The sequence below is a fragment of the Chryseobacterium glaciei genome (assembly GCF_001648155.1).
GTDB lineage: Bacteria > Bacteroidota > Bacteroidia > Flavobacteriales > Weeksellaceae > Chryseobacterium > Chryseobacterium glaciei.
Genome location: NZ_CP015199.1, coordinates 3,170,636 through 3,193,273, shown reverse-complemented (window position 1 = coordinate 3,193,273; position 22,638 = coordinate 3,170,636). Strand labels below are relative to the sequence as shown.

19 protein-coding genes and 1 pseudogene are annotated in these 22,638 nt (G+C 33.4%); 6 read left to right on the top strand and 14 right to left on the bottom strand.

The window, feature by feature from the left end; genetic code table 11:
- Positions 1 to 102 precede the first annotated feature (102 nt).
- Positions 103 to 816, bottom strand: coding sequence for a phytanoyl-CoA dioxygenase family protein (locus A0O34_RS14290; RefSeq protein WP_066755725.1), 714 nt, complete (start codon positions 814 to 816; stop codon positions 103 to 105).
- Positions 817 to 1,275: 459 nt separating this feature from the next.
- Positions 1,276 to 2,526 (bottom strand): dicarboxylate/amino acid:cation symporter, encoded by a 1,251-nt coding sequence (locus tag A0O34_RS14285; RefSeq protein ID WP_066755722.1) that lies wholly within the window; start codon positions 2,524 to 2,526, stop codon positions 1,276 to 1,278.
- Between the two features lie 222 nt (positions 2,527 to 2,748).
- Here A0O34_RS14285 and A0O34_RS14280 point away from each other — a divergent pair, with 222 nt between their 5' ends.
- The 4 genes from A0O34_RS14280 (at position 2,749) to A0O34_RS14265 (ending at position 8,479) form a co-directional block, all read left to right on the top strand.
- Positions 2,749 to 3,240, top strand: a complete 492-nt coding sequence (locus tag A0O34_RS14280) for a BON domain-containing protein (RefSeq protein ID WP_066755719.1) — start codon at positions 2,749 to 2,751, stop codon at positions 3,238 to 3,240.
- A gap of 6 nt (positions 3,241 to 3,246) precedes the next feature.
- Positions 3,247 to 3,666 carry an SH3 domain-containing protein gene (locus A0O34_RS14275; protein ID WP_066755716.1) on the top strand — a complete coding sequence of 140 codons (420 nt, stop codon included), beginning with the start codon at positions 3,247 to 3,249 and terminating at the stop codon, positions 3,664 to 3,666.
- 82 nt (positions 3,667 to 3,748) lie between these two features.
- The gene (locus A0O34_RS14270; protein ID WP_066755713.1) at positions 3,749 to 6,523 is read left to right on the top strand and encodes an outer membrane beta-barrel protein; all 2,775 of its coding nucleotides are present in this window, start codon (positions 3,749 to 3,751) and stop codon (positions 6,521 to 6,523) included.
- A gap of 96 nt (positions 6,524 to 6,619) precedes the next feature.
- Positions 6,620 to 8,479: a CocE/NonD family hydrolase gene (locus A0O34_RS14265; RefSeq protein WP_066755704.1), complete on the top strand. Its 1,860-nt coding sequence runs from the start codon at positions 6,620 to 6,622 to the stop codon at positions 8,477 to 8,479.
- A gap of 211 nt (positions 8,480 to 8,690) precedes the next feature.
- On the opposite strand, the gene A0O34_RS14260 is transcribed toward A0O34_RS14265, so the two are convergent.
- The 3 genes from A0O34_RS14260 to speB form a co-directional block, all read right to left on the bottom strand.
- Positions 8,691 to 9,299, bottom strand: a complete 609-nt coding sequence (locus tag A0O34_RS14260) for an alpha-ketoglutarate-dependent dioxygenase AlkB family protein (RefSeq protein ID WP_066759736.1) — start codon at positions 9,297 to 9,299, stop codon at positions 8,691 to 8,693.
- A 186-nt stretch (positions 9,300 to 9,485) separates the two neighbouring features.
- Positions 9,486 to 10,346 carry a bifunctional helix-turn-helix domain-containing protein/methylated-DNA--[protein]-cysteine S-methyltransferase gene (locus tag A0O34_RS14255; protein ID WP_066755702.1) on the bottom strand — a complete coding sequence of 287 codons (861 nt, stop codon included), beginning with the start codon at positions 10,344 to 10,346 and terminating at the stop codon, positions 9,486 to 9,488.
- A 68-nt stretch (positions 10,347 to 10,414) separates the two neighbouring features.
- Entirely contained in the window at positions 10,415 to 11,269 is an 855-nt protein-coding gene (gene speB / locus A0O34_RS14250; RefSeq protein ID WP_066755700.1) for an agmatinase, read from the bottom strand.
- Positions 11,270 to 11,445: 176 nt separating this feature from the next.
- Between speB and A0O34_RS14245 the strand changes: the two genes are divergently transcribed.
- Complete coding sequence (locus A0O34_RS14245; protein WP_066755694.1) at positions 11,446 to 12,105, top strand: HAD family hydrolase; 660 nt, start codon at positions 11,446 to 11,448, stop codon at positions 12,103 to 12,105.
- 149 nt (positions 12,106 to 12,254) lie between these two features.
- Here A0O34_RS14245 and A0O34_RS14240 read toward each other — a convergent pair whose 3' ends face one another.
- The 4 genes from A0O34_RS14240 to A0O34_RS14225 form a co-directional block, all read right to left on the bottom strand.
- Positions 12,255 to 13,646 (bottom strand): type III PLP-dependent enzyme domain-containing protein, encoded by a 1,392-nt coding sequence (locus tag A0O34_RS14240; protein ID WP_066755691.1) that lies wholly within the window; start codon positions 13,644 to 13,646, stop codon positions 12,255 to 12,257.
- 109 nt (positions 13,647 to 13,755) lie between these two features.
- Positions 13,756 to 14,631, bottom strand: coding sequence for a tyrosine-protein phosphatase (locus A0O34_RS14235; protein WP_066755689.1), 876 nt, complete (start codon positions 14,629 to 14,631; stop codon positions 13,756 to 13,758).
- A 173-nt stretch (positions 14,632 to 14,804) separates the two neighbouring features.
- On the bottom strand, positions 14,805 to 15,434 hold the full coding sequence (locus A0O34_RS14230) for a thiamine diphosphokinase (RefSeq protein WP_066755686.1): 630 nt from the start codon (positions 15,432 to 15,434) through the stop codon (positions 14,805 to 14,807).
- Positions 15,424 to 15,993 carry a cob(I)yrinic acid a,c-diamide adenosyltransferase gene (locus A0O34_RS14225; protein ID WP_066759734.1) on the bottom strand — a complete coding sequence of 190 codons (570 nt, stop codon included), beginning with the start codon at positions 15,991 to 15,993 and terminating at the stop codon, positions 15,424 to 15,426. Before A0O34_RS14225 ends, A0O34_RS14230 begins: the two co-directional genes overlap by 11 nt.
- Positions 15,994 to 16,444: 451 nt before the next feature.
- Here A0O34_RS14225 and A0O34_RS14220 point away from each other — a divergent pair, with 451 nt between their 5' ends.
- Entirely contained in the window at positions 16,445 to 16,936 is a 492-nt protein-coding gene (locus tag A0O34_RS14220) for a DinB family protein (RefSeq protein WP_066755683.1), read from the top strand.
- A gap of 135 nt (positions 16,937 to 17,071) precedes the next feature.
- Here A0O34_RS14220 and A0O34_RS14215 read toward each other — a convergent pair whose 3' ends face one another.
- The 5 genes and pseudogenes from A0O34_RS14215 to hemB all read right to left on the bottom strand — a co-directional run bounded on the left by A0O34_RS14215 (position 17,072) and on the right by hemB (position 22,583).
- Positions 17,072 to 18,022, bottom strand: a complete 951-nt coding sequence (locus tag A0O34_RS14215; RefSeq protein ID WP_066755680.1) for a helix-turn-helix transcriptional regulator — start codon at positions 18,020 to 18,022, stop codon at positions 17,072 to 17,074.
- 96 nt (positions 18,023 to 18,118) lie between these two features.
- Positions 18,119 to 19,846 (bottom strand): ABC transporter ATP-binding protein, encoded by a 1,728-nt coding sequence (locus A0O34_RS14210; RefSeq protein WP_066759732.1) that lies wholly within the window; start codon positions 19,844 to 19,846, stop codon positions 18,119 to 18,121.
- Positions 19,847 to 20,011: 165 nt separating this feature from the next.
- On the bottom strand, positions 20,012 to 20,269 hold the full coding sequence (locus A0O34_RS14205; RefSeq protein ID WP_228394296.1) for a hypothetical protein: 258 nt from the start codon (positions 20,267 to 20,269) through the stop codon (positions 20,012 to 20,014).
- Between the two features lie 339 nt (positions 20,270 to 20,608).
- A pseudogene (gene lptB / locus A0O34_RS14200) lies at positions 20,609 to 21,334 on the bottom strand (LPS export ABC transporter ATP-binding protein); the annotation flags it as partial.
- Positions 21,335 to 21,593: 259 nt separating this feature from the next.
- Positions 21,594 to 22,583 (bottom strand): porphobilinogen synthase, encoded by a 990-nt coding sequence (gene hemB, locus A0O34_RS14195; RefSeq protein WP_066755679.1) that lies wholly within the window; start codon positions 22,581 to 22,583, stop codon positions 21,594 to 21,596.
- Between the last annotated feature and the right edge of the window lie 55 nt (positions 22,584 to 22,638).

Here is a 22,638-nt window from a genome sequence, read left to right as displayed (position 1 = left end):
ATAATAAACCTCTTTCAAGTCGAAAGAGGTTTTGTTTTTTTATGTTTTAGGTTAGAGATTCTTCACTACACTTCGTTTCTCTCTGAATGACAAAAATTGACGTTAATTCATTTTCTCAGACCAATTCAATTCTTCCGGAAGTTTTCTATCAGAAAATTCGATGTGAATAACTCTTCTTTTCTTACCGTTTGTTGTACGATTTGAACCGTGAAGCGTTAAAGGTTTCATGATCATAATTCCGCCTTTTTCTACATTGCAGATTTCTTCGGTTTCTACATTCCAGTTTATGGTTTCCGGTCTGTAAATTCCTTTTGCATGAGATTTTGGAACAACTTTTAAAGCTCCATTATTTTCGTCAGTATCATCTAAATGAATTCTGATCGTATAAATATTTTCAAGAATATCCAAAGGCGGCTGAACCGCAAACTGATTCTGTTTGGTTGTCCAAGGTCCGAAATTTTCCAAATCCACTTTTTTATCAACAGAAATTGTTAAATCCTGATGATAGGCAACATACCAATTTGATTTTTCAGGCTTATCAAAATAAATACTTTTTACAGCAAAATATTTTTCACCGAAGATTTCTTTGATGATCGTTTTAATATTTTCATTAAAAATTAAATCTTTAACCTCAGGAATTTCTTTTAAAAACTGTCTTATTGCAAAAAGATCTTGCGATTTTCTGAAGGTTTCTTTTGAGGTATCTATATTTTCGAGAACGTGAATGATCTTATTAATTTCTTCATCAGAAAAAATATTTTCGATTACTGTAAAACCTTTTTCTGTGATTAAATTTTTATGATTTTGTAAATTCATTATTATAAGTTTTCATTAACATACTTTTGTCATTGGCTACGCTTAATCTTCAATTTTTGATAGAAGCATATCGAAGTGGCGAATCTTTTTTCAAACGCAAAGTTCGCAAAGGTTTTCTTTAAAATTATTGAGAATATTTTTCGTTCGCAAAGGCGTTTCATTCAGCAAAGTAATCTACATGCATTACAAATTTTGAAAGAAGGATAACTGCTCTAGCCCCGATTGCAATGAAAATCCTTTTTTGAAAAAAAAGATTGCAATGGAAAGCGGGAATAGCTTTAAATAAAAAATAAATGGTCAATAATGAAAAAATAAAAATTCAGTATTGACCATTAATTAGCATAAGCTAAATAAATTTATAAAATATGAATTGTCAAGTGTGAATTCGCTTTGCTTGTGAATTTTCCTATTAATAATTCACATTTCACTAACGAAGTTAAATTGACATTTCACTATTAATTACATATCACCACCGTGATTCTCCAACTGCCCTTCCCATTTGGAAACCGCAGAAGTTGCCAAAGCATTTCCTAAAACGTTGGTCATACTTCTTCCCATATCACAGAAATGGTCGATCGGCAAAATTAAAGCAATACCTTCCGGTGGAATTCCGAACATTGAACAAGTCGCTACAATAATTACCAAAGACGCTCTCGGAACTCCTGCAATACCTTTTGAAGTAAGCATTAATACCAAAAGCATGGTAATTTGTTGTCCGATTGTCATTTCAATTCCGTAGATCTGGGCGATGAAAATTGATGCAAACGTCATGTACATCATACTTCCGTCCAGATTGAAAGAATATCCTAAAGGTAAAATGAATGATACTACTCTATTATTACACCCGAATCTTTCTAATTCTTCAACCAATTTCGGGAAAACAGCTTCTGAACTTGTTGTTGAAAAGGCGATCAATAAAGGAGCTTTTATTCTTTTTAATAATTCGAAAAGACGGTTTCCTAAGATCATATATCCAACCAATAATAAAACCAGCCAAAGAACAGCTAATGCAAAGAAAAAATCTCTTAAATATATAGCATACACTTTAAAAATTTCGAAACCATTGGTTGCGACGACAGCCGCTATCGCTCCCAAAACGCCAAACGGGGCAAACCACATGATGTAGCCTACCATTTTAAGAATAGCATGAGCTACAATGTCGAATAATTTAATGACAGGTTGAGAATATTCTTCACCCATATTAGCCAAAGCAACCCCGAACATGATTGAGAATACTACAATTTGCAGTACTTCATTCGTTGCAAAAGCTTCAAATATACTTTTAGGAATTACGTGTTTTACGAAGTCCTCCATAGAAAAACCTTTGCTGCTTTTCAATAATTCTTCGGCAGATGCTGCATCCTGAATAGGAAGTTTGGTTACGTGTCCCGGTTCAAGCCAGTTTACCAATATCAAACCAATAAAAAGAGAAATCAGGGAAGCTGAAATAAACCACAACATCGCTTTAGTTCCTACTCTTCCGATCATCTTAATGTCACTCATTTTAGCAATTCCTACAACCAAAGTCGTAAAAACCAAAGGAGCAATGATCATTTGTACCAATCTGATGAAAACTGTACCGAGAAGTTTTATGTTTTTAGAAAAAGGTTCTGCGCTTTCCGGATACTGCAGATGCACAAATCCACCAATACCCACACCAATAATAAGCGCAACGATAATTGCTATAAAAAGTTTATTTTGTCCTTTCATATAATAGTTCAAGTTTCGCAAATATAATAGTTTTTAAGTTGGCGTAGGATTTTTATTAAGGCTGTAATAATTTTATGTTAAATTAATAATACATTAAAATTAATCGCCTGATTTATAAAATATTGTAAAAAAAGTCAGAAATATTTATTTAATTTTTATCTGTTTGGTATAAATTTTATTATTACATTTGATTGTATTAACAACATTAATAAATATACAACTATGAAAAAAACTATCGCAATGGTTGCATTGGCTATGGCAGTATCTTTCGGAGCTATTTCTTGTAAAAAGAAAGTTTCTGATGCGGACCTTCAGACTCAAGCTACAACAATCGTAACATCTAATCCGAACGCTTCTGTTGAAGTAAAAGAGGGTGTTGCTCACTTAAGCGGAACTTTCGCAGATCAGGCTTCTAAAGATGCAATGATCGCTCAATTAAAAGCTGTAAAAGGTGTAAAAGAAGTAATGGATATGTCTACTATTGCAGCTCCAATGCCGGCTACTCCTGCAGTTGAAACTACTTCAGCGGTAGATCCTGCTGCTCAGAAGAAAGTTCAGGACGCTGTTAAAGATTTCCCATCTGTAAAAGTTGAAGTTGTAAACGGTGAATTAACGCTTACAGGAAATGTATCTTCTCTACAGGCTAGAAAAATCAAAGAATCTGTAGATGCTTTGAAAGTTGGAAAAGTAAATTATAACTATACAGTAAAATAATTAGAAATGAGCACATTACAAGATAAATATTCAAGTGTAGTTTCTGCAGCTCAGTCAGCAGGAATTTCAAGTCTTCAGGTTCAGGAACAAGATGGAATTCTTTATGTTTCAGGAAGCGCTTCAAACACAGCTGCAAAAGATGCTGTTTGGAATGCTTTAGGAGCAATTGATTCTACTTATTCTGCATCAGATATCAACATCGATGTACAGGTTTCAGGTCTTGCTGCTGGTGCATCTCTTACTGTTGCAACGGAAGATTCTAACCTAAACATCAGACAAGAGCCTTCTACAGAAGCTGCTGTTGTTGGTAAAGCTGCAAAAGGTTCTAACGTAACGTTGATCGAGCAGACTTCTGATGATTGGTGGAAAGTGAAAAATGATGATGGACAGGAAGGTTACGCTTATTCAAGATATTTGAAAGCTTAAAAATTAAGTTTAACTCAATTTAACTTATAAACATCCCTTTGCGGGGATGTTTTTTTTTATTTTTGTGCCTTAAACAACATGAATGAAAAAAATTATCGCGGTATTATTTATCTTAACCATTAATATTGCATTTGTAAATGCACAAAAATTTAGTATCGACGGAAAAGTTTCAAATTTTGAAAAGAAACCTGTAGAAAATGCCACCGTCTATCTTCTCAAACAAAAAGATTCCTCTATTGTCAATTACACGGCAACGAATAAAGAAGGCAAGTTTTCCTTGAAAACTGATGAACTCAGTGAACCTTCAATATTAAAAATTGATGCTGATAAATTAATTTCGTACACTAAAAACCTTGAAAAGCTAGACAAATCTCTGTCTTTGGGAGATATTGAACTCGATAAAAATTCAATCAAAAATATTGAAGAGGTAAAAATTACCGTTTCCCCCGTAAAAATCAAAAAAGATACTATTGAGTTTAATGCTTCAGCGATAAAAGTTCGTCCAGACAGTAAAATCGAAGAACTTTTAAAACAAATTCCGGGTGTTGAAATTGATAATGAAAGTAAAATAACCGTCAACGGTAAAGAAGTAGATCAAATCATGATCAATGGAAAATCTTTCTTTGATAAAGACGGAAAAATTGCCCTGCAAAACCTTCCTGTGGATATCATTAAAAATATTCAGTTTACCACAACAAAAACAAAAGAAGAAGAACTGACCGGAAAAACTGCAAAATCAAATAACGCAACCATTAATTTTAATATTGACGAAAAGAAAAATAAAGGATTGATTTCCAGACTTACGCTTGGATATGGAACCGATAAACGATATGAAGGAAGCGGACTTTTAAGTTATTTTAAAAATGATACCAAAATCAGTATTCTGGCATCATCAAACAATATCAACTCGCAAGGATTTTCCAATGATGAGGTTTTTGACAGCATGGGTCATGGCCGAAATTCTTGGTTGATGCAGGGCGGAAGCGTTAGAACCGTAGGAAGCACGACCTATTATACGGATGGCGGCGGTAATAATAAAGGAATTCAAAAATCAACGACAATAGGATTAAATTACAGCGATAAATTCGGAAAAGGTGCAGAGCTTGAAAGCGTAAGTTTGATGCATTCCAACAGTAATCTGGAGACGCGATCTAAAGTTTCGAGAACGACTTTACTTCCCGACTATGCTTTAAAAACCAACTCCGAAAGCAACGGTGAAAATGAATCTAAACAATATAATTTTGATACTTCTGCAAAAATAGATCTGGATTCCCTGACAAACATTTATATTTCACCAACATTTTCAAGATCGGAAGGTTTTAGCTTTAATAATTTGAAATCAAATACGTTTAGAGATAATACTCTGCTTAATGAAAGTGATTCTTATACAAGCACAAAATCTGAGAGCAGTACTTTTAGTCCTAACATTTATTTTTCCAAAAAATTTAAAAAGAAGGAAAGAGTTGTTTATGCAAACATCGACACCAATATTTCTGAATCAAAAAATGATAATCTGAACAGGTCACAAACCCTTTTTTACCAAAGTACAGGAGCCAACGATATCAGAAATCAGTTTGCTAAAAACAAAAATCAGAGCAGCAATTATCGTTTCAGCGCAGGATATACAGAACCCATTTCTGATTCGGCAACGGTAACTCTTAATATGAGTTATAGCTCAAAGCTAAACCGCGACATCAGAAATGTTAATGATTTTAATGAAAATACAGGGCAATATTCAGATTACAATACCCTTTTATCCAATAACATGAACCAAAAGGTGAATCAGATTACTCCTGAGTTGTCATTTGCTCTTAATAAAACTAAGATCAATATGTGGGGCTCATTTAATCTTGACATATCAGATATGAAAGTAAATTCTGTTTTTAATGGAGAACAATATGACCTTCAGAAAAACTTTGTACTTCCCAATTATAATGTTGGTGTTAATTATGAATTTTCACCCAATAAAAGATTAAGCATTTACAATTCTGCGGATTACACAATTCCAACTGCAGAACAACTGACTCCTTATCAGGATTTTTCTAATCCGTTGGTAGTCTTTCAAGGAAATCCTGAACTGAAAAATACGTGGGCAAACAGAACCTATCTTTATTTCAATAATTCTAATCTGATAAAAAATATCAGTTATTATATAAATTTCGGCTTCACTTACAGTAATAATGACATCATTAATTATTCTTATTACGATAAGTCAGGAAAGCAGTTTGTGACCTACTCCAATGTGAGTGGAAATAAAAATTTCAACCTTGGAGGAGGTTTCACCAAAACCTTTAAATGGAAAGAAAATAAACTGACCATCAACCCAAGATTTAGTATGAATTATAGCTACAACAGCGGGTTTATTGACAGTCAAAACTTCACAAGTAATAACTATAACATCAATCCCGCTCTAAATCTTACCTACGAAATCAAGGATAAACTTACCATAAAACCATCATACAGAATAGGTTACAATACTTCAAATTACACCAATTACAGTATTGATAAGGTACAGACAACCCATCAAACCCTAAAACTTGAACTCACCAATTATATTTTTAAAAGCAATCTTGTTATTGGAAATGATTTTGAATACAACACCAACTCAAATATAGCTCCCGGATTCAAAAGAGATTTCTATTTCTGGAATACAAGTTTGGGATATGCTTTCTTCGACAAACAACTTACTGCCAAAATCAAGGTTTATGATGTTTTAAATCAAAATCAAAGCGTGAAAAGAACTATTTCAAGTGCTTATTTTGAAGATCGTGAAGATTTGATCTTAAAACGTTACATCATGTTTTCATTAAGTATGAAACTCAACAAGTTTGCCGGAAAGAAAATGACAAGTAAATAGATAATTAATAGTAAATGGTTGGAAGTTTTTCCAGCCATTTCTTTTTTAAGTTCGGTTAAAGTTTTTTTATTTTTAAATTAGTAGCAAATTAAATTCATGAAGATCCCTATTTCAATTCTATTTATTTTCTTTTTTATTTTTGGAAATTCACAAAACGTACAGCCGACTGATCCATTTGTGAAAGATAATTTCACAAAGAAAGAAGTTTACATTCCGATGCGTGACGGCACGAAACTTTTTACAGCAGTTTACATTCCGAAAGATATTTCAAATAAGAAAAAATATCCTTTTTTAATGCAGAGAACCTGCTACAGCATTGCTCCTTACGGTGAAAATGAATATAAAACCAAAATTGGCCCGAATCAATATTTAATGAATGACAAATACATTTTTGTGTATCAGGACGTTCGTGGAAGATATATGAGTGAAGGAACTTTCACCAATATGACTCCGCAAGTGGATCATAAAACCAAAAAAGATGTCGATGAAAGTACAGACACCTACGACACGATCGATTGGTTAATAAAAAACATCAAAGACAACAACGGAAAAGTAGGTCAATACGGAACATCTTATCCCGGATTTTATACTGCTGTTGGGATTTTAGCTGAACATCCGGCATTAGTTGCATCTTCTCCGCAAGCTCCGATTTCAGATTTCTGGAATGATGATTTTCTTCACAACGGAAGATTTATGTTAGGTTATTTTAAAACATTCCCTGTATTTGGAGTTCAGAAAACTAAAGCTGAAAACAAAGCTTGGTATTCAGATTCAATGATTAAACTAACATCGGAAGATGGTTTGAAATTTTACAGAGACATGGGAACTTTGAAAGACGGTTACGAGAAATATTATAAAAATAATTTCTTCATGACCGAAATAATGAACCATCCCAACTATGATGAATTTTGGCAAAAAAGAAGTCTTTTACCTCATCTCAAAAACGTAAATCACGCGGTAATGACCGTTGGAGGTTGGTTTGATGCTGAGGATCTTTCAGGACCTTTAAATATTTACAAAACGATCGAAAAAACAAGTCCGAAAGCCAAAAACACTATCGTAATGGGGCCTTTCTCACATGGCGGATGGGGACGTGAAGAAGGAAAACACTTCCACAATCAAATTTACTTTGGTGACAGCATCGCCACTTATTATCAGAAAAATGTTGAAACTAAATTTTTCAATCATTATCTAAAAGGAAATACAAAACAGGATGCCGGACTTCCGGAAGCTTTGATGTATGACACAGGAGCAAAAAAATGGAGAGAATTTGCGAATTATCCTCCGAAAGAAGGACAAAAAGTTAATTTCTATTTATCCAAAGGAACATTGAATAAGTCTGCTGGACAAGGTTCATCAGAATATTACAGTGATCCAAACAATCCGGTTTTAAGCTCTGATAATCTGAAAGATTTTAATGGATTTACACCTAGAAATTACATGTCGGAAGATCAAAGATTCGCAGAAGGAAGACCTGATGTTTTGACTTTCACAACCGATGTTTTAACGGATGATATGACTTTCGCAGGAGAAATTATGGCAAAATTAAATATCGCTTCCACTTCTAATGATGCAGATTTCGCTGTGAAATTAATTGATGTTTATCCTGAAGACTTCAAACCTGTAGAAAAGAAAGACGGTGTTATTTACGGAAACTACCATCAAATGGTAAGAAGTGAGATTATGCCAGCAAAATTTAGAAATTCCAGAGAAAAAGCAGAAGCTTTGGTTCCGAATCAAAAAACAGCGGTGAATTTTAGATTACAAGATGTGGTTCATACATTCAAAAAGGGACATAGAATCCAGATACAAATAAGTTCAACTTGGTTTCCTCTTTTTGCAATTAATCCACAGAAATTCATGGATAATTCAAATTTTGCAACGAAGGAAGATTATACAAAAGCGTTTATCAAGGTTTTTGATGATAGTGCGATTGAAGTTGAAGTTTTGAAATAAAATTTAAAAGGCTGTTCAGGATTTGAATAGCCTTTTTTTCTTTAAACGCAAAGTTTTTAAAATTTAAAACTTATTATTTAAAGAAGTAAAGAATTGTGACAAGTCACTGATTAAGCTTCATGTTAATATCAGCTTCTTCAATCAACTTTGTTGATTACTTCTTTGCTCACTAAAGTTTATAGAATAATAAATAAATCTTTGCGTCAAAAATTTATTCTTCAATCGTTCTAAACGTAAGATTCACTCTTGGAGTTTTCACTTTTGTAGTTGGTGGAAGTCTGTGAAGCCAATTATCCTGTGTTTCGCCTTTCATGACCAATAAACTTCCGTTTTCAAGAAATACTTCTACTTTCTCTTTGGATGTTTTATGTTTAAATAAAAATTTTCTTTCTGCTCCGAAAGTTAAAGAAGCGATCGCTCCGTGTTTTTTCAAATCCTTTTCACCATCGCTATGATAGGCCATTCCTTCGCTTCCATCATGGTATAAATTCAACAAACAAGAGTTGTAAGTTTCTCCTGAAACTTCTTCACATTTTTTCTTTAACTCCAATAATTCGGGAGTCCAGGGTTTTGCCAATTTTGTTCGTTTTGAATAGGTATATTCGAATGGCTTTTCTCCAAACCAGCCTACTTTTCTTTTGGTTAAAATCAATTTTCCAAAAATTATTGCTTCATCATTTTCCCATGGAATTTGATTGAACAGATAATCATAATAAAAATCTGATTTTTCCTTGGAGAAAACCGTTCCGTAATAATGAACCGTTCCGTCGTTGGGGAGAATATTTAATGGATAATCTGATATATCTTCGAATAGACTCATCATCTTAATAACTTTTAAAACTATATTTTAAACACAAATTACACGAATATTTTTCACAAATAAACACAAAGTTTTACATCAATAGGAACGGACTTTAGTCCGTTTTCAAATACACAAAATATCAATTGGCTTTAGCCAAAACTTAAAAATAAGATACAAAAATCTGTGAGATCTGCGGAAAAAAAATTAAAGTAAAATAGAATCCTCAGCATAAACATGAGAACTTTCCCAGCCAATAATTAACTGTTTTCTTTCGCTTCCCCACATATATCCTCCAATATTTCCCGAAGATTGAATCACACGGTGACAGGGAATCAGAAAAGCCACGGGATTACTTCCAATCGCAGTTCCGACCGCTCGTGAAGCATTCGGATTTCCAATTTTTTCGGCTAAATTTCCGTACGTTGATAATTTTCCCATCGGGATTGTGAGAAGGCTTTCCCAGACTTTAAGTTGAAAATCTGTGCCTTTTAAATGGAGCTTGATGGTATTGAGTTTCGTCCAGTCTTGATTAAAAATGGACAAGGCATTTTTCTGAAATGCGTCCTGTTTTTCAAAAAAAGAAGCATTAGGAAATTTATGTATCAAATTCCCTAATGCTGTTTCTTTATTGTTTTCAAAAGCCATATAACAGATTCCTTTTTCTGTGGAAGCTGTAATTATTTCTCCAAAAGGACTTTCGGAAAAATTATAATTGATGGTAAGGCTTTTTCCACCGTTTTTATATTCTGCCGGAGACATTCCTTCAATTTTCACAAACAAATCGTGTAATCTGCTTGTGCTTGAAAATCCTGTCTCGTAAGCGGTATCAAATAAGCTCGCTTTTTCTTCCTTCAATAAATTTTTAGCATGTTCAAGACTAATGAACTGTAAAAATTTCTTCGGACTTGTTCCTGCCCAATCCGTAAATATTTTCTGGAAATGAGCCGGACTCAAGTGAATTTTCTCCGCCACTTCATCCAAATTCGGTTGAAGTTTAAAATTGCTCTGGATATACGCTATCGCTTTGGCAATTCTTTCGTAATCTATTTGATTTTGTGTGGACATATCATTTTATTTTACCTCACAAATTTCCAAAAAATCCTTTGCAGAAAAAATCCGAATCTTGCGGAATTTTAGTCTTGGTTGATGTGGTAATACGCAAGCATTTTGTAATATAACTTAGCTGCCAAGAATGCACTTGGTTTTGCATAAGGAGAATCCATTAATTCTACAATATCAAATGCTACAACGTTACATTTTTCAAAAACACCTCTTAATAATTCTAGTGTTGGATACCACTGTAAACCACCTGGTTCAGGAGTTCCTGTTGATGGAGCAATTGAAGGATCAAAAGCATCTAAATCAATAGTGATATAAACGTTTCCTGAAACTTTTTCTAATACATCATTCACCCAATTTTCATTGTTAGCAATTTCATGAGCGAAAAACACTCTTCCTTCTGGCAAATATTCAACTTCCTCAACATCCATAGAACGGATTCCCACTTGTACTAAGTTATGCTTTTGGTTAGCTTCAAAAACCGCACAGGCATGATTAGAAGTAGAACCATGGAATTCAGGACGTAGATCTGTGTGAGCATCTAACTGAAGTACAGTCAGGTTTTCATATTTTTCACCCACCGCACGGATTGAACCGATAGAAACAGAATGCTCACCTCCGAAAAGGGTAAATAATTTATCGTCATTCTGTAAAAGCTCTTTAGTTTTTTGATAAACAGCTTCTGTCATTGCTTCAGGTGAAGATTTTTCTGTAATTTCTCCAGCTAAATAAACACCTTCCAAATAAGGTTCAGTTCCTGTTTCGATGTCATAAAGTTCCATGTTCTCAGAAGCATCAAGGAACAATTCAGGACCTTTGTCTGCTCCTTTTCCCCAAGTTGAGGTTCCGTCATAAGGAACCGTTACCAATACTACTTTTGAAGCCTCCAATGAAGCATTTTCTTCAGGAATTCCTGCGTATGTTTTCATGTTTTATTGAAAAATTAAATGATTCCTGCAAAGATACAAAGAAGTTGGAAGATGGAGGATTCAAGATGGAAGTTTCTTGATCATCTAATATAAATTCTTCGTTACAATTTTAACTTCTACCACCCAACTTCAAGCTTCCAACCAAAATCATTACCTTTATAAAAAAAATCAAAAATATGCCTTTAAAAGCTGTTCTTTTCGATATGGATGGGGTAATTGTAGATACAGAACCATTGCACAGAAAAGCTTACTTCAAAACATTTAACGACCTTGGAATTGATGTTTCAGAAGATCTTTACACTTCTTTTACCGGAGCTTCAACGAAAAGAGTTTGTGAAATATTAATCAATCAATTTAATTTAACTCAGACTTACGAAGAAATCGCAAAAACTAAGAGAGATTATTTCAAAGATTATTTTTATAACGATGAAGAATTTGATTTGATTCCGGGAGTCAAACAATTGATCGAACATTATTATGAAAACGAAATTACCTTAATTCTGGCTTCGTCTGCAACGATGAACACCATTAATATGGTATTTGAAAAATTCGAATTAGATAAATATTTTAGTGGAAAAATAAGCGGTGCCGATTTAAAAGAATCAAAACCTCATCCTGAAGTTTTTCTTTTGGCGGCAGAATTAGCAAAACAACCTGTTGAAAACTGTATGGTGATTGAAGATTCTACGAATGGAATTTTAGCTTCTCACAGAGCGAATATTTTCTGTGCAGCGTATAGAAGTCCACATTCTAAAAATCAGGATTATACCTTGGCAAATATTGTGGTTGCAGATTATATTGAACTGGAACTAGATAAAATATCAAAATATTTTTAAAGAAAATAGCCATCGATTTGATGGCTATTTTTATTTATCTTAATAAGTTTTGGCTAAAGCCTACTGATTATTTTTCATTTATTAAACGGGTTAAAACCCATTCCTATTGATGAGATTGCTTCGTCACTTCGCTCCTCGCAATGACTTTATTAGTATCCTAATAATTTCAAAATATCTTCCGGTTCCTGTTTTTCACGGAAAATTTCATATTGAAACTCACCATTTTCATCTTTTTGAATCAAAATATGTCTTGGTTGAGGCATCAAACAGTGGTGAACACCACCATAACCACCAATCGTTTCCTGATATGCTCCAGTATGGAAGAAACCAATGTATAAAGGCTTCGTATCACTGAAAACGGGTAGGTAAATCGCATTGGTATGCTGTTCAGAATTATAATAATCATCTGAATCACAGGTCAATCCACCTAAGAAAACTCTTTCATATGTATCATCCCAACGGTTCAACGGAAGCATGATAAAGTGTCTTGAAATCGCCCAAGTATCAGGAAGCGTTGTCATGAAAGAAGAATCGATCATATTCCATTTCTCTCTGTCGTTCTGACGTTTTTGAGAAATAATTTTATAAATATTCGCTCCACTTTCTCCAACGGTAAAACTTCCGAATTCAGTATAGATATTTGGCTCTTCTACTCCTTCCTCTTCACAGAATTTTTTAATCTGAGAAACGATTTCTTCAACCATATATTGATAATCGTAATCAAACTGCAACGAAGTTTTGATAGGGAAACCTCCTCCAATATTCAATGAATTTACTTCCGGAGCAATTTTCTTCAAACGTGCGTATACACGAAGACATTTATATAATTCGTTCCAATAATATGCTGTGTCTTTGATCCCCGTATTAATGAAGAAGTGAAGCATTTTCAATCTTGCATTCGGGTGTTCAGCAATTTTTTGACTGTAATAAGGAATAATATCTTTATATCCAATTCCTAATCGTGAAGTATAAAATTCGAACTTAGGTTCTTCCTCAGAAGCGATTCTGATTCCAATATCGAAAGTTGTGTCTATACTTTCTGTAAGTTTATCCAACTCACGGTAATTATCCAAGATTGGCGTGATATTTTCAAAACCGTTATTGATCATATCTGAAATTTTCGCCAGATAATCATCCGTTTTGAAACCATTACAAATTACTTCGATATCTTTTGTTACTTTTCCTTCCTTGTAAAGTGATTTTACGATATCCATGTCGTATGCAGAAGAAGTTTCTATAGAAATATCATTCTTTAGTGCTTCTTCAATAACAAACTTAAAATGGCTGGATTTTGTACAGTAACAATATCTGTAGTTTTTCTTATATTCGGTTTTCTCAAAGGCCTCCTTGAACCAGCTTTTCGCTTTCTGAATATTTTGAGAAATCTTCGGGAGGTAACTTACCTTTAAAGGCGTTCCAAACTTTTCAACAACTTCCATCAAAGGAATATCGTGAAACAACAAATTGTTCTCAGAAACATTAAATTCTTCCGTAGGAAAATACAATGTCTGATCAATAAGTTCCGAGTATTTTATTTTCATTTTTTGACAAGTGAATTAAGAATGCAAAATTGCTAAAAAAGTTTGATTTTTGGGTGTTAAAATTATTATAAATTTCAAGCAATTTTCGGTGAAATTTTAAACCAAATTATTAATATGTAAACTTCTTGATATATTCTTTTCTTTTATCTTCAGAAATCTGCAATACATTTTGAATATAAAAATCCATTGAGCCATATTTCTTATCAATTTCATCAAAAGCGGCATTAAGATAATTACTTTCAATCCAACTTAGTTTTTCTAAGACTTTTAAATCCATTTTGGGATAGATGAAATGTAAATTATTTGCTAAATTCAGTCTTTTTAAAATTAATTTTTTCCTGAAATTATTCGATAAAAGATAATCGTTGTAAATGGTTTCTTTATCAAACTTTAAAATGGTGAGAATTAATGCTGTTGTAATTCCTGTTCGGTCTTTCCCAGCAGTGCAATGATAGAGAATTGGCTGGTCAGATTCTAGGATTTCTGTAATAATTTTCTTTATTATTTCTGGATTTTCTGTTACATAATCTTTGTAAAAATCCAACATTCTTTTGTTGGCGTCAGAGCCGTTTACTTTTCCTTTTAAAACTAATTTTTTAGCTTGTGACAACTGATCTCCCTGATCTTCAAAAGCAGAATAATTTTTATAACTCATATTTTCAGGAAGATGATCCGGTTTTTGAGAAATCTCCTTTGAATTTCTAAGGTCAATAATTTCCGTTATTCCTAATTTTTCCAATTCCTTAAATGAACTGCTTTTTAACTTATGAAGATCTCCACTTCGATAAAATTTTCCTTCTTTTAAGGTTTTTCCATCAGAATTTTTAATATTTCCTACAGTTCGGAAATTGTTTACTTTTTTAATCTTAATTGGATGTTTTGTTTCTTTTTTACCGTATTCGGGCGTGGAAAATTGCTGTACTTTACAGGAGAAAATACAGAATAATGAGATGAGGAGAAGTGGTATTTTAATTAATTTTTGCATTTTTATTTCCCACGGATTACACAGATTTGCACAGATGTTTGTATATAAATTATTTAGATTTTGGCTAAAGCCAATTGTATTTTCTTTATTGTGTAAACGGGCTAAAGCCCGTTCCTATTGATGAAATTTTTTGTGTCTATTCGTAAAAAAAATAATGTAATTTGTGTTTAACCTTACAAATAATTCCTACCAATAAAAATCAACAAATCACCTTTTTCATATTCAACAGAAACTTCGTCTTCAACAGCAAAATTTCGGGTTCCTATTCTTGAAGTTATGCTTAGATTTCCATTTGTTAAAGGCCAATTCAAGCCTTTTGTTGTAATATTTTCAACTGTTGGAAATGGATATAATGAAACCATTTTATCTTTCACACCTTTCACAGCAGATTTTTTCGGAACAAAATAATATTCCGAAAATTCATCATAAAACTTAATATTTAACTGATCCTTAAAACCAAAAGCAACGGTAAGATTTCCTAAAAAATGATCCTGTTCACCTCCACTTCCACCTAAAACATCAACATTTTTAAAACCTTTTTCTACAATAATTTCTAACGCTTTATGAAAATCCGTTTTATCTTGATCTGGAGTGTAAATGAATTTTTCATCATACACATTTTCGTCAGAACCCGAATGTGAATCAAAATCGCCGGAAATAAAATCCAGTTTATCTAAAGGGAAATTCAGATTTTTTAAATAATGAAAAGCGCCGTCTGTACAGGCAATCAAGCCATAATTTTCTATTTTTGGAAAAGATTTTGGAGGATCTCCGTTGATGAAAAGTAATACTTTATCTTTCATTCGGGTTCCAGTATTCTTCCGTTTCGTTGTTGATTTTAGAGATATATCTTGCCAAAACAAAAAGATAATCCGACAGTCTGTTTAGATATTTAATCAATTCTGGACGCACTTCTTCAGATTCATTTAAAAAAACCAAAGAACGTTCTGCTCTTCTGCAAATTGTTCTTGCTGCATGTAAAAATGTAGCAGATTTTCCTCCTCCAGGAAGAATAAAATATTGAAGAGGTTCTAATTTTCCTTCAAAAGCATCCATCCAATTTTCCAATTCTTCAACTTCAGTTTCAGAAATAATTAATGGAAGACGCGATTTCCCGTTCGCCAACATCAATTTATCAACCGGAGTGGCAGCTTCTGAACCTACCGTAAACAAATCAAACTGAATTTTTTTCAATTGTTTCAGCACTTCTTCATCCTCGATATGACTTTTAGAAATCCCTATAAATGAGTTGAGTTCGTCTATATTTCCGTAACTGTCGACTCTTGCGCTGGCCTTGGAAACTCTCGTCCCGCCATACAGAGCCGTCTGTCCTTTATCTCCTGTTTTCGTGTAAATTTTCATAGTACTAAAATACTTCATTTTATAGAATGTAAAAAGTAAAATATCCTGAAATACACAAATTTCAAAAGTTTTTTGAAGCAATTTCCAGCTTTCCGTTACAATCTTTTTTTTCAAAAAAGGATTTTCTCTGCAATCTGGGCTAGGGTTTTTGTCGAAGTTTATATAGTTGTCTTTAAAATTCAATATTCACTTTGAATAAAATTCTCCATTTTAGCTCAAAACAAAAAAAATGACCGATTAAAAAAATCGGCCATCTTCAAATTATTTATCTACCTCTACATATGTTACATTGTCTGATCTTGTGATGTATCGGATATACATTGAACGAGAAATATTGAATGATATTTTACAACAAAGAAAATATTTTTTAAATGTGAATTTCCTACTGACAAACTGTTGTCATTACTTGGTCATATCTTTGTATCAACAATAATAAACAAAATTAAAAATTATGACTACTACAGCAACAATCACAAAACAATTTATCTCATCAGAGCAATTATTAGAGCACTGGCAAGGCCACAGAAACCTAACAAGAAGAGTCATTGAAATGTTCCCTGAAAAAGAATTATTCGAGTTCTCTATTGGCGGAATGAGACCGTTTGCAAAATTGGCCGTTGAGCTGATCAGCATCGGAGGACCTGCTTTAAAAGGAATCGTTAATAAACATGAAGAAGCTTTTAATGAAGAAGCATTCAACCCAAAAACAAAAGAAGAAATCCTGAAAAAATGGGACGAAGAAACTCAAGCGATCAACCAATATTTTAATGAAATTTCGGAAGAACGTTTCCAGGAAACTTTTAATTTATTCGGACAATATGAATTTCCCGTTTATCAGAATATTTTATATTTCGTTGATAATGAAGTTCATCACAGAGGTCAGGGATATACTTATTTAAGAGCCTTAGGAATTGAGCCCCCTTTTTTTTGGGAGAGATTTTAGGATCATTAATGCCTTTATTGAAACTAAAATCGCTGATTCAGCACAATATAAAAAGATCAATCATTTCCAAACAAAAAAGCTTTCAGGATTTCTGAAAGCTTTTCGTTTTTTCAACCGATTTGGTAAAATATTTTCTTATACTTTTTTTGAAATTTTAATAACCAATTCTTTCAGACTTACTTTTAAAGATTCAGGCTCCAGAACTTCTGCATAATCTGCAAAGGTAATCAACCAACGCGGAAATCCATCTTTGATCCAGTCGGTTTCGAAGATTAGTTCTACTCCATTTTCTCTTTCAACCTCATCAATTAATCCATAATATTTTTTTGAATTACTGAGATGTCCGATAATTTTTTTATCAACCAAAAGTCTGACTTTGGTTTTATTTCCGTTCGGATTTTGTCTGTAATCGTTAATCTGACCGTATTCCTGCAGAAAAGGATTTTGAGTTTTAATGATCTGTAAAATTCGGTCAACTCTAAATTGTCTGAAATCATTTCGCAACGTACAAAAAGCCATGATATACCAATAATTGAACTCAAAAAAGACACCCACAACTTCAATGGTTCGCATTGAAACTTTGGAATCTACAGTTGCATATTCTAACGTTATCTGTTTCTTTTCTGCGATACTTTCCAAAATAATTGGGATGATATTTTGAATATTATCTACTGTTTTTGGATGATAATTATAAACATCAATCTGTTTTTCAATATTCTGAATTAAATTTCTATCCGAATATTTTAATACAGAACGCACCTTTTCCATGGCCGTTTGATAATGATTTCCTAAACTTTGATGTAAAAATTTCTGCATCAGTTTTTCAGCCGTAATAAAACTCAAAACCTCTTCTTTTGTGAACATTACAGGCGGAAGTTTGTAGCCGTCCATCAAAGAATAACCACTTCCCGCTTCACCAATAATCGGAATTCCGGCATTTTCGAGCGTTTTTACATCACGGTAAATCGTTCTGACGCTGACATCAAATTTTGAAGCCAAATCTTGAGCTCTTACAATCGGTTTTGATTGAAGTTGAGTGAGAATCGCTGTTACTCTGTCGAGTTTTTTGAGATAGTGGTCGTTCATTTTAGTTCGACAAATCTAATATTAATAATTTTAACAGATCCTTCGACTACGCTCAGGATGACAATGCTAATACTAACCTTTTTTAAATAAAGTTGATTAATTATCTTTAAAAGTATTCATCAGTTTATCAAGATTTAAACTTCTTGCGGAGGCATCAAAAATCTCGCGGTAAGTTCCGTTGGTTTGCACCAATTCATTGTGAGTTCCGCTTTCGACAACTCTACCTTTTTTCATCACATAAATTTTATCTGAATCTAAAATTTGAGACAAAGAATGTGAAATAATAATCACCGTTCGTCCCTCTTTTATAGCATCCAAGGAGTTTTTGATCTGTTCGGTTGCGATGGCATCTAAACTTGCTGTTGGTTCATCAAGGAAAATAATCGGTGGATTTTTCAAAAATAATCTTGCGATGGCAATTCTCTGTTGCTGACCTCCCGAAAGCTGGGTTGCATCGTGCTGATATTGCTGTGGTAAGTCTAAAATCTGTTCGTGCAAGTACGCCTTTTTTGCAGCTTCCTGAATTTCTTCAAAACTTGCATTCATGTCTCCATAACGGATATTGTCTTCAATGCTTCCCTGAAAAATGTGGTTTTTTTGAAGAACCAAACCTAGATCGTCTCTCAGAAAAGTATTATCAAATTCATTTAAACTAACATTATCCAATAAAATTTCTCCGGAATCCGGAAGATAAAATTTACATAAAAGATTGATAATCGTTGATTTTCCAGCTCCACTCAAACCAACCAAAGCCGTTGTTTTACCATTTTCTATTTTCATGGAAACATCATGCAAAGCCTGTGTTCCGTTCGGATAGGAGAAGTTGACATTTTTTAATTCAAAATTTCCGATAATTTTCTTTTCTACAAAAGTTCCGTTTTGTTCTTTTTCGTCGTCAGCATTTAAAATATCAAAATATCCTTCCGCATAAATCATTGCATCATTCATATCATCATAAATTCTGTGCAACTGACGAATCGGAGCCGAAACATTATTAAAAAGCATGATATGAAGCATGATGGCACCAATTGTCATCTGCTGATCCAACACCAGATAAACCGTTAAAAGGATAATTAAAACTACTCCAAACTGCTCGATAAAAGTCTTTAAACCATCATAAATAAAGTTAGTTTTTCGGGTGAACATCTGGCTTTCCATCAACTGCATCTGCAAATCGTATTGCTTTTTACCTTCAAATTTTTCACGGACAAAACTTTTGATCACCATAATCGAATTAATCAAATTCAACAAACCTGAAGTTTTCTGTTCGCGCTGATTTCGTAATTGTCGACGAACTCCGCCCAATTTTTTTGCCTGTAATGAACTGATATAAAAATAAATAGGCACAATGATGGTAGAAACCAATCCAACATATACATTTTGCATATACATGATAATCAATGCAATAAATGCATTAGAAAACAACGGTAACATGTCGATAAAAAAGTTTTGAACTAATTTTGTCAGACTTTCAATTCCTCTGTCTATTCTGATCTGCAATTTTCCTGACTCGTGATTTTCATCGTTAAAATAGGCAACTCGGTATGTCAGAATCTTATCAATTGCTGATTGTGCCAGAACCGAACTTACATTAATTCTAATCTTTTCACCATAAAATTTTTGCCCGAAATTGATGAAAATATTTAGTAATTCTTTCCCGAGTAAAATAATGGAAATGACAACCAAAACATGAATTCCCTCAGACATTGGATGAGGCAAAAGCGTAAGTTTTGTAACCTCATCTACCGTATATTTCAAAACAAGTGGGTTCACCTGCGCTGCGAGAGCTCCTAAAAAAGTGAGAAGTAAAGTCCCATAAATCATTAAGCGATAAGGCTTAATAAAGGGAACCAATTGTTGATAAATTCCAAATAAAGTAACTGTTCTGTTAAAAGGTTTTGCCATAGGAATTATTTTAACTAAAAAACGTACCGTTTCAAAGAGAAAAGGTACGTTTTATTATATTTTTCAGCAAATGATTGCTTGATTTTAAATTTTATCTTTTAAACTTCCATCATCATTGATGTATTTAAATTGATGATTTTGATTTATAATTTTTCCTCCCATATCAAAAAAAGTTTGCCACATTGAACACCAATCTTCAATATCCTTTTCTTTTGGAGTATCCCAACGAATCACTGTTGAGAGTTCATGTATTTTTAAATCAATTATAACTCCATATTCATTATCAAGAAAAACTTTCATTCCTATACTAAAATCTCCGTCAATATTTGAATGATCAGCCATTAATTATCCTGCATAAATGTAGGTTGTAAGATAATGCAATTCTGATTTGCTTGCTTCCTTTGATTCTGATTCTGCCTGTTCTAAAGAATATTGAGAATTAATTTCTTTTCTCTGGAAAACAAAAGAATTATTTGCATTCTTATCTACAACGTCTTTGAAAATATGCTCAATTTCAGAATTCCCCAACGATGCAAAGCTGATATCTTCAAAACCATACATTAATCTCAAATCATCAAACTGAGCAAAATTTTCATCAACAAAACCTTGAAACTGAGGTTTTGAATCGAAATTTCCTGCCCAAATGTTATAAGCGTAAGTTTTCTTCTTCGGTTTATCTAAAATACTCTGATAAACGAAGTTTTCACCAAGATAAGCTTCTCTTACCTGTGGATCATTAGCTAATTCTTCGGGAAGTCCTTCTTTCAGGATCTTTCCTTCGAACATAATGTATGTTTTATTGGTAATCGCCAAAGTTTGCTGAACGTTGTGGTCAGTAATCAAAATTCCGATGTTTTTATCAACCAAGCTTCTTACGATCTTCTGAATATCTTCAACAGCAATCGGGTCAACCCCTGCGAAAGGCTCATCCAACAAGATAAAATTTGGACTTGTTGCCAAACAACGCGCGATTTCCGTTCTACGTCTTTCTCCTCCCGAAAGAAGATCTCCTCTGTTTTTACGAACGTGCTGTAACGAGAATTCTTCAACCAATTCGTCGCATTTCATTTGCTGTTCGCGTTTTGAAAGGTTTGTTAACTGTAAAACTCCCATGATATTTTCTTCCACAGAAAGTTTTCTGAAAACCGACGCTTCCTGAGCCAGATATCCGATTCCTTTTTGGGCTCTGCGGTACATGGCATCGGTTGTAATTTCCTGCTTATCCAAGAAAATCTTTCCTGAAGTGGGCTTAACCAAACCTACAATCATATAAAATGACGTGGTCTTTCCTGCTCCGTTTGGACCAAGCAACCCAACAATCTCTCCCTGCTGAACCTGTACAGAAACGCCTTTTACAACTTTTTTGGGACCGTATTCTTTGATTAAGTTTTCTCCTCGTAAAATCATAGTGGCAAAGATAAAGTTTTTTTGAATTCAAATTTTAGATTAAAGATTGTGTTCAAAAGTTTTATGATTTTTTTAATAGATGCTTCGACGGACTTAGGATGACAACTCTGTTAGATATTTGATTCTAAAAAAATATTTTGTTTTAAAAATTCAGGAAATCAAGCCCATTTTACAGCTAAGTTTACAAAGGAAAAAGATTTTGATATTTCATAAAAAAACACCTCAAATTGAGGTGTTTTTCTTATATCATTGCTTTTGATTATTTATTTAAAAGAATCGCTGCTTCTTTAGCAAAATAAGTAAAAATCATATCTGCTCCTGCCCTTTTGAAGCAAGTTAAGCTTTCAATAATTGTTTTGTCATTATCTAACCAACCATTTTGAGCCGCTGCTTTTACCATTGCATATTCACCACTTACGTTGTAAACTGCGATTGGAAGATCGATTGCTTCACGAACTTTAGCAACAATATCAAGATATGGAAGTCCCGGTTTGATCATAATAATATCTGCTCCTTCTTCAATATCTTTAAAAACTTCATTTAAAGCCTCTCTTGAATTATGAAAATCCATCTGATATGTTTTTTTATCCTTTGGAATTTCTACATCATCTGTCGGAGCACTATCTAAAGCACTTCTGAACGGTCCGTAAAAAGAACTCGCATATTTTGCAGAATAACTTAAAATTCCGACGTCTGTAAATCCGCTATCTTCTAAAGCTTCACGAATGGTCAATACTCTTCCGTCCATCATGTCACTTGGTGCCACAATGTCAGCTCCAGCTTCAGCATGTGACACAGACATTCTTGCCAATGCATTGTTGGTAGCATCATTTACAATCTTTCCGTTTTCTATAATTCCGTCGTGACCGTAAATTGAATATGGGTCTAAAGCTACATCAGGCATCACGATCATTGCAGGAACAGCATCTTTGATCGCTTTAATCGTGCTTTGCATCAAACCGTCTTTGTTCCATGCTTCTTTTCCGGTGTTGTCTTTTAAATGATCAGACACTTTCATGTACAGATTGACAGCTTTTACTCCTAAAGAAAATAATTCCTTACATTCCTTTACTGTTAAATCTATACTTCGCCTGAAAATACCCGGCATCGACGGGATCGCCTCTTCCTTGTTTTCGCCCTCCATTACGAAGATCGGCATTACAAAATCATCAGTTGTAAGGATACTTTCTCTTACCAAGCTTCTCATAGATTCATTAACTCTAAGTCTTCTATTTCTTGAATGTATCATTTTGGAATACTTTTTGAATAAGTTTCTGCAAATTTAGTATAAGTTCTATAAAAAA